The following is a 15,059-nucleotide window of genomic DNA, read 5'->3' on the forward strand; positions in this document are numbered from 1 at the left end:
GCCTATCCAGTATGCGCTGAGCCACCCGGAGAGGTGGGGCAACGACGAGCTTCCCAAACTCGATTTCACCCGCATTAGCCGCTTCGATTTCGAAAAACCGGACTATGATAAATTCCCCTGCCTGCGTCTGGCCATCGAAGCCGGTAAAAAGGGCGGCACGTATCCCGCCGCTTTGTGCGCCGCCGACGAGGTGGCTGTGGAGATGTTCCTGGAGGGACGCATAAAATTTAACGACGTCGCGATGCTCATTGACGACATACTAGCAAAACACTCGAACATCGCTCGTCCGACTATCGCAGACATCCTAAAGGCCGACGCCGGGGCGCGTGAAGCTATCAAAGAAGCTGTAAGACAGGAGAGATTGCATTGCTAGTCACCACCATCGTCTCTTTTATTCTGGTATTCACGGGCATCATACTGGCGCACGAGTTCGGGCATTTCATCACCGCCAAGCTTTCCGGCGTCAAGGTCGAGGAGTTCGGATTGGGCTATCCCCCGCGCATCTTCGGCATCAAGCGCGGCGAGACTGTCTATTCCGTCAACTGGCTGTTCTTCGGAGGCTTTACCAAGATGGTTGGCGAAGAAGACCCCTCATCCCCACGCAGTCTGGCCTCCAAGAGCCGCGCCACGCGGGCGCTGGTGCTGAGCGCCGGGGCTATCATCAACGCGTTGCTGCCTTTTATACTCTTTTCCGTGGCCTACATGGTGCCCCACAATATGGTTAGCGGGCAGGTAACTGTGCAGGAGGTCGCGACCTCATCTCCCGCCGAAGCAGCGGGAATAACGGCAGGCGATATCATAATATCGGTCAACGGCAAAGCAATCCAGAACAACGCCGACCTCTCACGCTACATTACGATGAACCTGGGGAAAGAAACAACGCTGGTGGTGCAGACGCCCCAGAGCACAGTTGAGACCGTCACCCTGGTGCCGCGCTGGAAACCGCCGGAAGGGCAGGGAGCGGTCGGCATTTCCACGCTGCTCGAAAACCCGGTTGTCTCGAAAAAGGGCGAGCCATTTTTCAGGAGCATTTCACTGGGAGTCAACGAGACTTTCCAGACAATGGTGCTGTTTAAAAACGCCATACTAAGCCTGTTCGTGGGTACCAGCTCCATGCAGCTTACCGGCCCGGTGGGTATCGCCCAGCTTACCGGAGAGGCAGCGCAGGCCGGCATAAGTCCGCTGCTGGAGTTCACCGGCTTCCTCAGCCTGAGCGTGGCCATTATGAACCTCTTACCCCTCCCCGCCCTCGACGGCGGGCGCCTGGCCTTCGTCTTCCTGGAGTGGGTCAGGCGCGGCAAGCGCGTCTCGCCCAAGACCGAGGGCATGGTGCACTTCATCGGCTTCGTATTGCTCATAGGATTAGCTCTGATCGTGACGTACCAGGATATTGTGCGTATCGTGAGCGGAGGCAGCCCCTAGTCATGTATCCGCGACGAGTATCTAAGGCCATCCATATCGGCAGCGTGACCGTGGGTGGAGGCGCGCCCGTCAGCGTGCAGTCCATGACCAAGACCGACACGCGCGACGCTTCTGCCACCATCCGCCAGATAAAAGAGCTGGAGGAATACGGCTGCGAGATAATCCGCGTGGCCGTACCGGACTTGCAGGCTGCCGAAGCGCTGCCAGCCATCAAACGAGGCATCGGCATTCCACTCATTGCCGACATCCATTTCGACTACCGTCTAGCACTCGCATCGCTGGAGGCAGGAGTGGACGGCCTGCGGCTCAACCCCGGCAACATTTCGGAGCCGGACAGGGTGGTTGCCATCGTCAAAGCAGCTAAAGCGAGGCAGGTGCCCATCCGCATCGGCGTCAACGCGGGCTCTCTGCCGAAAACGGAAAGGATTGACCTCACCATCCCGCAGCGCATGGTCGAGGCTGCCCTGCACCACATCAAGTTGCTCGAAGACCTGGACTTCGACCTGATAAAGGTCTCGCTGAAGGCTTTCGACGTGCCCACCACCATTGAGGCCTATACAGACATCGCGACTAAAATTCCTTATCCGTTGCACCTCGGCATAACCGAGGCGGGCACGCCCAGGACGGGCATCATCAGGAGCGCCGCCGGCATCGGCACACTGCTGTATCTGGGGCTTGGCGATACTATCCGCGTTTCGCTCACCACCCACCCTCGCGAGGAGGTTATCACAGGCTACGAAATCCTCAAGAGTCTGGACCTCAGGCAGCACGGCCCGGTGCTGATAAGCTGCCCCACCTGCGGGCGCTGCGAGGTGGATGTCATAGACCTGGCGGGGAAAGTGGAGCAGGCGCTCCAGACGATTAAGAAGCCCATCCGCGTGGCCGTCATGGGCTGCGTGGTCAACGGCCCCGGCGAGGCCAAAGACGCCGACATCGGCGTGGCCTGCGGCAAGGGCAAGGCCGTGCTGTTCAAGAAGGGCGAGCAGGTGGCCACGCTTGAGGAGGCCGATATACTGGAAACACTGATGCGCGAAATAGAAAGGTTTTAAATATGGGAGATGGAACAGAGCAAAACCCCTATACCCGTGAAGATGTGCTCAGGCTAATAGAGGAAAATAGCGGTACAGCCAATGGACTTGACCTTTCGGAAAAATGGTTTGAAGAAAGTTGCAGCCTCTATGCAATTGAACTCCAAGGTATCATCTTACAGCGTGCTCACCTTAAGGAAGCTAATTTTAACCACAGCCACCTAGAGAGGGCTTATCTATTAAACGCACGTCTTGAGAACGCATGTTTAGAGAACACTCATCTTGAGAAGGCAAATTTAGAGATAGCCCACCTTGAAGAGGCTTTTATGGGGGGAGCCCACCTTGAGAACGCCAACTTAGATATGGCCCACCTGGAAGGGACTTATCTAGTGGACGCCCACCTAGAGGGAGCTTATTTATGGAGAGCTAAACTCTCACCAGAAACCAGATTAGAGCAAGCCAATTGGGGTAACTTTATTCTGGGCGAGGAGATAAGCGAACGGTTCGACAGAGCCGCCAATACCTACCGGCAGTTGAAACAATGGTATACCAATGCCGGCATATATGACACAGCAGGTAAATTTTTCTTCAGAGAAATGACTGCTAACAGAAAGGCAACTAAATGGTGGCCAAACCCCTTAAACAGATGCTTTTCAAAGCTCGTATCAATACTATGTGGATACGGTGAGAAACCCGAAAGGGTCGTAGTTTCGGCAGTAGTGCTGATACTTGGTTTGGCAATAGCCTTTCATCTATGGGGCTCATTTGATACTTCTTCTTTTGGAGACAAGCTTTATTACAGCGCTGTGTCATTTACGGCAGTGGGTTACGGTAATTGGGCACCAGAACCGACTGGCTGGGCTAAGGGAATGGGAGTTGCCGAGGCATTTCTTGGCGTATTCATGATGGCACTATTCCTGGTAACCTTTACAAAAAAAATGACAAGGTAAAGGGCACTAATATGTCTGCACAATCGCTGTACTATGTCATCATATTAGGGCAGGGGTTTATCATCGCCCTGCTGGGCTTTAACTTCATAACCCAGGGGCGTAATTTGCTACAGCCTGAGAACCGTGTCAAATCCGCCTCGCAGATGATATACACGGGACTGGCGCTGGTGGGGCTGGGAGCCGTCGTCGGCTTGCTTGCCCTGATACTGGTGGTGCTCAAAAGATAGGCCCGGACTCGCAAAATCTACTTTGAGGTCGTAACAATATGAAAAAATCCCTTCCCGCCATTTTGACCCTTACCGGCACGCTGCTCATCGCCCTTTTCCTGGCCTGGGCCTTCCGCCTGCACGGCACCATCGGGTTGTTCCGCGTCAACGGCCAGTTCCACTCTTTATTCCTCTATTTCGGCGGTTTCGGCCTCATCCTGCTGCTCTTTTCGCTGCTTTATCTCGGACTCAAAATGAGGCTCAAACCACTCAGCCTGCGATTGCTTACGGCGTTGCTCCTCGTTTTATCGGTGCCGGGCATCATCGGCCCGCCTCTGGCCTTCGCCTATGCCAATGGCGCCTTTTCCGGCAGCATCGGCGACACGCCTCCCCAGCTTTTAATGGCGGACGGCGCCGGTGCAAACGGCATCCCCAACCTGGCGGTAGTTTTCAATACCACAGCGGAGAGCAAAAACACACTCACCTGGGGCAAGGCAGGCAGCCAGTCCACGCTCAGCGAGGAAAATGCTTCCAGACAGCACGTTTTCATGCTGCGCGACCTGCAACCTGCGAGTACCTATACTTACAGCGTCAACAATGGACCGGCTTACACCTTTAACACCCCCTCCACCGACGGAGCGCTGCGCTTCGCCATGAGCAGCGATACCCATTTCGGCGCGGGCGACAACCGCACCGACCTGACGGCGAAAATGCTGGCCGCAATAGCCGACCCGGCGAATGGATATAATCTGTTTTTCAACGGCGGCGACCTGGTGGAGCACGGTTTCAGCGCCAGTCAATGGGGCGAGGCTTTCCGGGCGTTTTCCTCAACTACGTCTGTGATTCCCACCAGGTTCACTCTGGGCAACCACGAATCGCTCTTTGCCGGGTTCGGCCGTTACCAGAATTATGCCTATCCCGCCGGCATGGACCTCCGGACCGGCTCGCGGCTGTGGTACAGGATAGACGCCGGCAAGGTGCATTTCCTGGTGCTCGACATCGAATGGAGCGCCGAGAGCTTCTCAGCGGCACAAGTCATGTGGCTGGACGCACAACTCAAGGACATTCCGGCGGGCGACTGGAAGATCGTGGTGAGTCACGGCTTTTATTATGCCTCCGGTTCTTTCGATGATGGCTGGCAGTGGTACGACAATCCTGAGACCATCGACGCCCTGACGCCGCTATTTGAAAAGTATAAAGTGAACCTGGTGCTTTCCGGCCACGATCATCAGATGGAGCTGCTCGAGCATAACGGCGTGACTTATGCCATAGCTGGGGCTTTCGGCGGCCTGCCGGACAGCCCGCGCACCTATATCTCGCCGGCAAGTTTATGGTATCTAAACGGAGCCTATGGCTTCGTTGACGTGAGCATCAGCGGCAACCAGTGCGATGTTACATTCAGAAGTCCGGATAATGCGGTCCTGAAGACTTTCGTCATAAACAAGTAACGCGGGACTCTCAAACCTATGGACGAAAAAGAACTCAGCATATCCAGCATCAGCAGGCTCAGGACGATACTGCTTTTAGTCGGGACGTCCATCGGCTACCTTTCGCTACTGCCGGAGCAACTGGCACTGGCTTACTCCATGCTGGTGGTGTCAACGTGCATGTCAGTCTACGGCTGCTACCTGTGGGCCAGGCTCAAAGGCCGTCACTGGATATGGATGGTTTTCGGCCTGCTGGCCCCGGCTGGTTTCCTGATGCTGGCGATGCTGCAAAACAAGCGCCAGGAACCGCCTACTTCTACAACCGATGCCAATTAACGTGAACGCTACAGTGATACAGTATTTATAGACACTTTTGAGTGTCAGCTAAGCTAATTTCCTGCCGCAATTTGGGCAAAATGTCATCCCGGCATTTAACCTAGTGCCACAGTTGTAACAAAAGTTGCCTTGTGCTGAAGTTCCCTGAGTAACTATAGACTGCCGCTTATTTCCAATCCAAAGAGGCAAAAAGAAGAATCCTGATAGCAGAATCCACGCCAAACTTCTTCCTTTCTTACGGAGAACCCAAGCTGTGATAGGGACATAAACAGCAATAATAGCTAATAACCAAATTCCATAGCCTAGAGTGTCCAACTCGGTTTGCGTCATATTCGCCACCGAAGAAGAATTGACATACCCATAACCAAACCCTACTACAACTTGAAAAAGGTAGAAAGCTAGCAACCCAAATATCCATGTCCAATTGAGGTGTTTCTCAAACCAGTTCATATTTCTATCTCCTCGCTACCCTTTTATAAAAGTGCGAGTAACGACTCAAATCGAACTGCAAGCAACTCTTAGCGGAAGCCGCTGTGCTATACAGCCCACCACCTTGTTACTCCCCCTTAACGGAACCACCTATACCCATCAAGATTAATCCCACAATCGATAAACCCCACGGAATTAATAAAAGTACAGGGAATACTCCTGTAGTAAACCAAACAATCAATATTGAAGCTACATAAGTAATTGGAGCGAATAACAAACCAACAAAAATAGTCCAAATACCAAACATATAGAACAATACATATAAAGTCCAAACAACAGAGATAGCACCACCTATAAACCAAATAATTTGCCCTAAACAACCGATCCCCGTGCCAGATGCATTCCGGAACTTGTTAACAATACTCATTCCAATTCTCCATCGAAACAGATTGTTGCATTTCTCTATTCAGCCGAGATTTCCCACATTTTGCGCAATATATCATTCTTCCGCACCCTTTTTGAAACTGCCAAGTTGTGATTGTGTCCATTATACGCTACTGAAATTGGAATTCAAGGTACTAAAAACTTATTTTGGCAAGTCCCAAACGTGCCATAACAGCACATCGTTTCCCATTCTTTGACTGCAATATTCAGCCCCAAAAAACAGTGCCTCATTTAGGATTTAGGGTTTAGGTTTAGGTTTAGAATTTCGTATTTTATCACCTTGCCCCTACCGTCTGCGCCAGCGTCGGCTCGGCCTCAAGTTCAGCATTGGCCGTTTCCTTGAAGACGAGGGGTAAAGTGTCAACTTTCAACCTCACCCCTTCGGCAATCTCATTCCTTTTTCTCTCCCTTGAGGGGAGAGATGTAAGTGAGGGTGATAGTGAAGATCAAAGCTCAACCCACTAGCACAAATCCCTGCGATGTGCTTTAATTCTTTAACACTCCAGGAAGGAATTTAAATAACTATGCGTATCTCTCAACTCTTCGGCAAAAGACTGCGTGAAATCCCCTCGGAGGCCGATACCGAAAGCCACCGCCTGCTGCTCCGCGCCGGCATGATAAGCCAACTCGTGGCGGGCGTGTATTCCTATATGCCCCTCGCCCTGCGCACTCTGCGCAAAATCGAGAACATCGTGCGCGACGAGATGAACCAGACCGGCGCCCAGGAGGTGCAGATGCCCTCGCTTCAGCCGGTGGAGCTGTGGCAGAAGTCGGGGCGCGACGTGGCTATGGGGCAGACGCTCTTTCACCTTTCGGACCGCAAGGAACGCGAGCTGGTGCTGGGCCCCACCCACGAAGAGGTGGTCACCGACATGGCATCCCGCAACGTGCAGAGCTACCGCGACCTGCCCTTCACCCTCTATCAGATACAGACCAAGATGCGCGACGAACCCCGCCCTCGCGGCGGCCTCATCCGCGTGCGCGAGTTTACCATGAAGGACGCCTACAGCTTCGACGCGTCGGAAGAGGGTCTGGACGTCATCTACAAGAAGATGGTGCAGGCGTATAAAAACATCTTCAAACGCTGCGGCCTGCCTGCCATACTCATCGAGGCTGACTCAGGAGCCATCGGCGGCAAGGACTCACAGGAGTTCATGGCCGTCACCGAGATTGGCGAGGACGAAATAATACTCTGCGACGCCTGCGGGCTGGGTGCCAACGTGGAGAAGGCCGTGAGTGTCAAGCCTAAGGCGGAGTGCAACCCCGCCCTCGACATGGAAGAGGTAGCCACACCCGGCAAGGAGACCATCGAGGACGTGGCGGCCTTCCTTAAGGTCAAGCCCGCGCAGACGCTCAAGGCGGTCTTCTACAGCGCCGACGGCGGGCTGGTCTTCGCCATCATCCGCGGCGACCTGGAGGTCAACGAGGTCAAGCTCAAGAAGGTGCTGCGCGCCGCCGACCTGCGCCTGGCGACGGATGCGGAGGTCAGGGCCAAAGGTATCGTGCCCGGCTCGGCCTCGCCCGTGGGCATCCTGGGCTTGCGCGTGGTGGCCGACGAGTCGGTAAGCTCCGGCGCCAACTTCGTGGCGGGAGCCAACAAGCAGGGCAGACACCTGAGGAACGTCAACTACCCGCGCGACTTCAAGAGCGAAATCGTGGCCGATATATCCAAGGCGCGGCCTGGAGATGCCTGCCCCGCCTGCGGGGGCGCTTTACGCAGCGTGCGCGGTATGGAGGTAGGCCACGTCTTCAAGCTGGGCACATCCATCAGCGACAAGCTGGGGGCCACTTTCGTGGACGAGAGCGGCGCTTCACACCCCATCATCATGGGCTGCTATGGCATAGGCATCGGGCGGCTGATGGCGGCCGTCATCGAGCTCAACCACGACGATAAAGGCATCATCTGGCCGAAATCGGTCGCGCCTTTCCAGATTTATCTCTGCCCGCTGTATATGGACAACGCCGAGGTGGTCAAGCAGGCGGACAGCTTGTATAACGAACTGAGCGGTATGGGCATCGAGGTGCTTTACGACGACAGGACCGAGTCGCCCGGCGTGAAATTCAACGATGCCGACCTGCTGGGCATCCCCGTGCGCATCACCGTCAGCCCGCGCAGCCTGGAAAAGGGCAGCGTGGAAGTAAAACTGCGCAGCGAGAAGAAGGCGGAGCTGGTGGGGCTGGGGGAGGCGATAGCCAGAGTCAAGGCGCTACTGGAGGGATAACCCCCTTGTCATGCTGGAGTCCGCCTGAGGCGGACGAAGCATCTGGTGGGAAGGGGAGATGTCCCCACCCCAGATTCTTCGGCCATCCATTATGGCCTCCGGAATGACAAAAAGAGAAAAAGGCGGAACTGGTGGGGTTGGGGGAGGCCATCACAAAGGTCAAAGCACTGCTGGAGGGGTAACCCCCACTTGTCATGCTGGAGTCCGCTGGAAGCGGGCGAAGCATCTGGCGGGATGGGTATAAACACCCTTCCTCAGATTCTTCGGCCATCCTTTATGGCCTCCGGAATGACAACACGTTCCAACCCGCGACAAAACCCCCTCGCCACCCCCAATTTTTTGTGCTAACATTCTGTAATACCTACAGCGGATGTGAAAAATACCCTCCCCGCAATTACCAATTGAATACGGGCAAAAAAGAGCCGAATTGCGCAAAAAGAGGCAAAACCTCACGCCTGACGTGCGAAAACAAAAAACAATTCCCCATGCGTAAATTATGCCTGAGTAAAAGGGTTTGTTTCCCAAAAAAATATTTTACCGGGAAACAAAAACGAATCGTCGTTCCAACGGTACGACGGCCACTCACAGCCAAAGCTAATTTTGAGCATAGTCGTTTCCGAAAATAGGGGTTTAAAACGAAAACGAATCAGTGGAAAATCTTTTTCTCAACCCGTCTCTCCCCTTCTTAAGGGGAGATTAAGAGGGATTTGAGAGTTTGTGTACAATAAGAATCCCCCTGAATCCCCCTTTTCCAAATGGGGAAATAATGAGGATCCTCTCCCGTCGAGGTCGTGTAGGGGCGAGGCATGCCTCGCCCATCGTTGTTTCCTCTCACATCAAGGGAGAAATGGATTCATAGAGATTGCTTCGACTGCGTGGCAGTCTCGCAACGACGAGGGGAGTTACGCCCTCAGCGCCGCCCCAAGCTCGGTTTGCAGCTTCTTGAGTATGGCTTCGAGGACTTTGTCCACCTCGGCGTCGGTGAGGGTATGGTCGGGTGACTGGAAGGTCAGGCTGTAGGCCAGCGACTTCTTGCCCGCCGCCACCTGCTTGCCTGAATACACGTCGAACAGCACGGCTTTCTTAACCAGCGAGAAGCCGCTGATAACATCCATTACTTGCTTGTGGCTGACCGCCTCGTCCAGCACCAGCGCCAGGTCGCGCATGACGGCCGGGAAACGCGGCAGCGGCTCGTAATGCGCCGCCTCTAGAGTGTAGGGCATAAGCGTATCTGAGTTTATCTCGAAGAGGTACGTTCCAACGGGCAGTTCGAACGCCTGCGCCACCTTCGGGTGTAACTCGCCCAGCACGCCGATCTGAGTGTTGCCGGCCATGATTGCCGCCTGCCTGCCTGTGCGCAAGCCGGCATCCGTACTTTCGTTAAAGCTGACGCTCACGCCAAGCGCGGCCATCAAGCCCTCTACAGCCCCCTTGGCGTCGAAGAAGTCCACCGGCTCCTTGCGCCCCTGCCATACTTTAGCGGCGCTTGTCGCCGTGAGCACGCCGCAGAGCATCTCAGGTTCTGTCGGTAAGTCATTGGGACGCGGCAGATAGATATGCCCGGTCTCAAAAAGGAGTATTGCGCCTTCTTCGCGCCGTATGTTGGACGAGAGCGCCGCCAGCACGTTGCCGCGCAGGCTGGTGCGCAGGCACTCCTGCTCGCTGCTCATGGGGTGCGCCACCCGCAGTGGGTCAACAGCGAGGGGGGTGTTGAGCCCTTTTTCCAGCGTCGGGCGGTCGGTCAAGGCGTAGGTGATTATCTCCTGGAAGCCGAAACCGGAAAGCTGCTGGCGTATCTTCGCGCGCAGGCCCAGCATGGGGTTGGGGTTCTGGCGCGGCATGGTACCCGAGAGCAACCTTTCGGGGATATGTTCGTAGCCCATAATGCGGGCGATGTCTTCGATGAAGTCAGCATCCAGACGCAGGTCACTGCGCCAGTAGGGGGCGGTCACGGCAAACTCGTGCTCGGAGCGTCGAGCGACTGCACAGCCGAGCGACACGAGCGTCTTTTCTATCTGCGCCGGAGAGACTTCCAGCCCCAGGATGCGCTTTACCTCGGCGGTGGTGAGGGCAACGGGTGCGGGTTCCTTGCGGCCGGGATAGTGGTCGATAATGCCCTCGGCCGCTTTACCCCCGCACAACTCCACCATGAGCTGCACGGCGCGGCGGGCGGCGGGGAGAGTAAGCTCCGCCCGGATGCCCCGCTCGAAGCGGGCGCTGGCTTCGCTTTGCAGCTTGAGGCGCACAGCGGTGTTGTGTACGCTGGCCGGCTTGAAACTGGCCGCTTCCAGCAGGATTGAAGTCGTGGCGGGAGTGACCTCGCTGGTAGCTCCGCCCATGACGCCGGCAACGGCAATGGCATGATTGGGATCGGTGATGACAAGCGTATCGGCGGTCAGCTTGCGCTCAATTCCGTCGAGCGTGGCAAGTACCTCGCCCTCAACGGCTCGGCGTATGATGATTTTCGAACAGCCTATCCGGTTGTAATCGAAGGCGTGCAACGGCTGGCCGTACTCCAGCATGACAAAGTTGGTGATATCCACCACGTTGTTGATGCAGCGCACGCCGGAGGCGGTGAGCGCCTCCTTGAGCCAGCTCGGCGACTCACCGATCTTGACGTCGGTGACCAGAGCCGCGCAGTAGCGCGGGCACAACTCGGCGTCGGCTATCTCCACCGAGACGCTCTCGTCGATGGAGCGCCCGGCGAACATATAATCCAGGTTCGGCTCGCGCACGGCGGCTCCGATAAGCGCCGCCACCTCGTGGGCGATGCCCAGGATAGAGAGCATGTCGGGGCGGTTGGGCGTCACCTCCAGGTCGAATACCACATCGCCCATATAATCGGCGAGTTTGCCGCCCAGCGGAGCGTCAGGGGGCAGGACGAGGATGCCCTCGTGGCTCTTCGAGAGGCCCAGCTCCATCTCGGAGCAAACCATGCCCTCGGACAGCACGCCGCGTATCTTCGAGGGTTTGAGCGTAATCTTCTCGCCGTTGTGGCCGTCAATGAGGTTGGCACCGGTTTTTGCGAAGGCAATTTTGTCACCGATAACCAGGTTCGGCGCTCCACACACGACCGTCACCTGCTCCCCGCCCAGGCTGACGGTCGCCAGCCTGAGGCGGTCGGCGTTGGGGTGCGGGTTGACAGCGGCAATCTGGCCGATGTAAACGTTCTCCCAGCCTCCGATGACCTCGATACGAGACACCTCGGTGCCGGCCAGCGTCATGCGCTTCGCCAGCTCCTCCGGTGAGAGGGTTATGTCAACGTACTGCCGGAGCCACTTGAGCGAGCACTTCATCTAAAACTGCCTCAGGAAGCGCAGGTCGCTTCCGTAGAAAAGCCGTATGTCCTCTATACCGTAGCGCAGCAACGGTATGCGCTCGATGCCCATGCCGAAAGCGAAGCCGGAGTACTTCTTGGAGTCGATACCCACGCCTTCCAGCACGCTCGGGTGCACCATGCCGGAACCCAGCACCTCTATCCAGCCGCTGCCCCCGCAGAGCTTGCATCCCTCGCCGCGGCACACGGCGCACTCCACGGCCATCTCGGCGCCGGGTTCCACGTAGGGGAAGAAGTCGCAGCGGAAGCGCACCCTTCTATCCGGGCCGAAGAAGCGGCGGGCGAACTCGTGCAGCGTGCCTTTGAGGTCGGCCATACCGATGCCCTCATCCACCGCCAGTCCCTCGATTTGAGAGAACATGGAGAGGTGGGTGGCGTCGGTGGCTTCGTAGCGGTGCACGATGCCCGGTACCACGATGCGTATGGGGGGCTTAACCTTTTCCATAGTGCGCACCTGCATGGGCGAGGTGTGCGTGCGCAGCAGCATCTGCCAGCCTTTATCATTAGGCGGCGCGTCTATCCAGAAGGTATCGGTGGCGGCGCGGGCCGGATGCTCTTTAGGCATGTTGAGCATGTCGAAGTTGTAATAGTCCCACTCCACCTCGGGGCCTTCCAGCACCTGGAAACCCATGGCGGTGAAGATGCTTGATATCTCGCCGAGCGCCTGGCTGACAGGGTGCAGGCGACCGCGCGGGAACGGCCGTCCCGGTAGGGATATATCTATGGCGTCTTTCGAGCCTGCCGAGGTCATTTCGCTCTCGCGCAGCGATTCTTCTTTTATCTTGAAGGCGGACTCAAGCTCTATCTTGAGGGTGTTGCTGAGCGCGCCAGCCTCTTTGCGCTCTTCGATAGAGCGGGCGGACAACCCGCGTAAAATCTCGGTGAGCTGGCTCTTCTTGCCCAGATAGCGCACGCGCCAGCCTTCGAGTTCTGAGGATAGATTGACAGTCGCCAACTCTCTCAGCGCCTTCTCCCGTAAATCTGCGATTTGCTGTCTGATATCCATGCTAAATCTGAATAAGGATTATAGGTTATGCAGGCTGGGTGGTCAAATAAAACAGGGGATGCTCGCCACACCCCTCTAATTGATTTTGCTCCCAATCTGACGTTTAGGATTTTCCGTGCAGATAGTCTATGGCCCACTGTATCTGGTCTATCGAGGAATCGAGGGGAAAATCCGGCGTAATACCCTTCCCCTCGATGAGATGGCCGTTGGGTGTGAGCCAGCGGGCAATGGTGATGTAAATGGCAGAACCATCAGGCAGCACTTCAAACTGGTTGACGCTCCCCTTGCCGTAGGTTACTTCCCCGGCCACAACGGCAAGGCCATAGTCCTGCAGAGCTCCGCTAAGCACCTCGCTGGCGCTGGCGCTGTTGGCGTTTACCAGCACCACCACCGGCAAGTCGGTTGTAGGCGCCTGCAAAGTCGCCTTTACCACGTCCTCGGAGCCGTCGTTGTACCTGACGGTGAGGATGGTACCCTTGGTGATAAAGCGGCTGGCCACATCCACCACTACTTGCTCCGGCCCGCCGGGATTGTCGCGCAGGTCCAGCACTATGCCTTTAGCCCCGCTGGTAGTCATCTCCTGAAAAACGTCCGTCAGTTCGTCGTTGGTGTTGTTGGTAAACTCCGAGATGTTGATATAAGCGATGTCCCCCATCATCTTGAAGCGGACGCTGACAAGCTTGATATTGCCGCGCGTGATGGTAAGCAGCGTCGTGGCGGTCTCGCCCTGGTGTTGCACCAGCAGCGTTACCTGCGTACCTGCGGGGCCCTGCACCTTCGCTACCGTTTCGGCTACGCCCATACCGGATGTGGAGACACCGTCGATTTCGAGAATGGCATCTCCGGCTTTGAGCCCGGCTCGTTCCGCCGGGGAATCCGGATTGACGGAAACAATGGTAATCTGCCCGTCGGTTTTGCTGACTGAAGCGCCTATGCCTCCGTACTGGCCGGCCAGATTGTTCTGCACATGCTGGTATACCTGGGCGTTAAAATAGCCCGAGTGCGGGTCGTCGAGCGTATCCATCATGGCCTGGACAGCTGCCTGGCTGAGGGCGGTGGAATCTATTTTGGAGAGGTCAACATAGTCCCTGTGGATAATCTTCCAGGCTTCCTCGATAGTCGCCAGATTTTTGTCGGAAGGGGAGGCTGATAGTCCAAGGTTGTAACCCAAGTACAGCACCGACAGGATTAAGACGGTGGCCACGAGCAAGAGCCATATTCTTCTGGCTGGTGAAGGCATAAGAACTCTCCTTTGGAAAGATAGTTTTCAAACGTGAATGTTGAATATAGTGTAGCAGCATGAGCAACAGAGGACAAAAATCTGCCGGTGAGAAATGCCTGATTGCCTGACGCATATCCAGTTTGCTCAAAGTGGAAAACTTACAACGCCCTTGACAACCATTTTGCCTTCCACTATAATCAACCAATTCTGATAGTACACTAAATAAATAATATTAGTAAGGAATATTGCGTGCTCAAAGTCTATCATAATAGTCAAGAATACTAGGTCATCAGGCAGTTCAGTCTGTCCGGGGTTATGTTATGAGGAGGACGATATGCAAGGCTCAACAGTGGATATTGAAGCACTCAGGCGAGTCGGCGTAATTGCGCTGAAAGACAACCTGTTTTCCGTCTGGGTCAAGACTGCCTGCTGCAACCTGAACTCAAACCAGTTACGCCGGCTAGCCGATATTACCGACCGTTATGCCAGGGGTTTTCTGCTCTTTTCAACCCGGCAAACGCCTATCATTCCGTACATCGAGCTGAATGACATCGATGCTGTGAAACACGAACTGGGTGAAGTTGAAATGGAATTGGACCGTTGCGGGCCGCGGGTCAGAAACCTAAATGTATGCTACGAAGATAAGATTTGCCCCAAAGCAGTGGTCAACAGCATATCCCTGGGGGAAAAACTGGAAAAATTTTTCGGCAGCCAGATATTGCACAAGATAAAAATCGGCATCGCCGGGTGCAGCCAGGACTGCGTGGTCGCCCGCGTCTTGTCCGATGTAGGTTTCATCGGAACGGCGGTGAATGGATTCAAGGGTTACGATGCTTATGTCGGCGGGCGCCTGGGCGTCAATCCATTCGTTGGCGTCAAAATAATCGAGCGCCTTTCAGAGGAAGAGTGCGTCAAATTTGTTCATAACTACTTTGAGCTGATTGGGAGCCGGGGAAAGACGGGGGAGCGGGGCGCTGACCTCATTAACAGGCTCGGGGTTGAAACGGTTAAACAGTATTTAACCAGAGAT

General features: G+C 55.6%; 14 protein-coding genes. 9 read left to right on the plus strand and 5 right to left on the minus strand.

All coding sequences use genetic code 11. The features are described 5' to 3' along the window. From C4542_08535 to C4542_08565, 7 genes are all read left to right on the plus strand, one after another. On the plus strand, nt 1-373 hold a 373-nt coding region (locus C4542_08535), incomplete at its 5' end, for a 1-deoxy-D-xylulose-5-phosphate reductoisomerase (GenBank protein ID RJO60662.1). After that, entirely contained in the window at nt 367-1,422 is a 1,056-nt protein-coding gene (locus tag C4542_08540) for an RIP metalloprotease (GenBank protein ID RJO60663.1), read from the plus strand. The genes C4542_08535 and C4542_08540, both read left to right, overlap by 7 nt. A gap of 2 nt (nt 1,423-1,424) precedes the next feature. Next, complete coding sequence (locus C4542_08545) at nt 1,425-2,471, plus strand: flavodoxin-dependent (E)-4-hydroxy-3-methylbut-2-enyl-diphosphate synthase (protein RJO60664.1); 1,047 nt, start codon at nt 1,425-1,427, stop codon at nt 2,469-2,471. Between the two features lie 2 nt (nt 2,472-2,473). Continuing rightward, nucleotides 2,474-3,400, plus strand: a complete 927-nt coding sequence (locus C4542_08550) for a hypothetical protein (GenBank protein ID RJO60665.1) — start codon at nt 2,474-2,476, stop codon at nt 3,398-3,400. A gap of 11 nt (nt 3,401-3,411) precedes the next feature. Continuing rightward, nucleotides 3,412-3,627 carry a hypothetical protein gene (locus C4542_08555; protein ID RJO60666.1) on the plus strand — a complete coding sequence of 72 codons (216 nt, stop codon included), beginning with the start codon at nt 3,412-3,414 and terminating at the stop codon, nt 3,625-3,627. A gap of 38 nt (nt 3,628-3,665) precedes the next feature. Then, complete coding sequence (locus tag C4542_08560; protein ID RJO60667.1) at nt 3,666-5,054, plus strand: hypothetical protein; 1,389 nt, start codon at nt 3,666-3,668, stop codon at nt 5,052-5,054. Nucleotides 5,055-5,072: 18 nt separating this feature from the next. Continuing rightward, nucleotides 5,073-5,369, plus strand: a complete 297-nt coding sequence (locus C4542_08565) for a hypothetical protein (GenBank protein RJO60668.1) — start codon at nt 5,073-5,075, stop codon at nt 5,367-5,369. A gap of 48 nt (nt 5,370-5,417) precedes the next feature. Here C4542_08565 and C4542_08570 read toward each other — a convergent pair whose 3' ends face one another. Together C4542_08570 and C4542_08575 are read right to left on the minus strand one after the other, a co-directional pair. Beyond that, nucleotides 5,418-5,819 (minus strand): hypothetical protein, encoded by a 402-nt coding sequence (locus C4542_08570; GenBank protein RJO60669.1) that lies wholly within the window; start codon nt 5,817-5,819, stop codon nt 5,418-5,420. Between the two features lie 106 nt (nt 5,820-5,925). Beyond that, entirely contained in the window at nt 5,926-6,225 is a 300-nt protein-coding gene (locus C4542_08575; GenBank protein RJO60670.1) for a hypothetical protein, read from the minus strand. A 541-nt stretch (nt 6,226-6,766) separates the two neighbouring features. On the opposite strand from C4542_08575, the gene C4542_08580 reads away from it, so the two are divergent. After that, nucleotides 6,767-8,464 (plus strand): proline--tRNA ligase, encoded by a 1,698-nt coding sequence (locus C4542_08580; GenBank protein RJO60671.1) that lies wholly within the window; start codon nt 6,767-6,769, stop codon nt 8,462-8,464. Between the two features lie 902 nt (nt 8,465-9,366). Here C4542_08580 and C4542_08585 read toward each other — a convergent pair. From C4542_08585 to C4542_08595, 3 genes are all read right to left on the minus strand, one after another. Next, nucleotides 9,367-11,760: a phenylalanine--tRNA ligase subunit beta gene (locus C4542_08585; GenBank protein RJO60672.1), complete on the minus strand. Its 2,394-nt coding sequence runs from the start codon at nt 11,758-11,760 to the stop codon at nt 9,367-9,369. Beyond that, nucleotides 11,761-12,807: a phenylalanine--tRNA ligase subunit alpha gene (locus C4542_08590; GenBank protein ID RJO60673.1), complete on the minus strand. Its 1,047-nt coding sequence runs from the start codon at nt 12,805-12,807 to the stop codon at nt 11,761-11,763. Nucleotides 12,808-12,910: 103 nt separating this feature from the next. Then, nucleotides 12,911-14,047: a S41 family peptidase gene (locus C4542_08595; protein RJO60674.1), complete on the minus strand. Its 1,137-nt coding sequence runs from the start codon at nt 14,045-14,047 to the stop codon at nt 12,911-12,913. A 316-nt stretch (nt 14,048-14,363) separates the two neighbouring features. Here C4542_08595 and C4542_08600 point away from each other — a divergent pair. After that, on the plus strand, nt 14,364-15,059 hold a 696-nt coding region (locus C4542_08600), incomplete at its 3' end, for a hypothetical protein (GenBank protein ID RJO60675.1).

This window comes from Dehalococcoidia bacterium (genome assembly GCA_003597995.1).
Taxonomy (GTDB): domain Bacteria; phylum Chloroflexota; class Dehalococcoidia; order Dehalococcoidales; family UBA1222; genus SURF-27.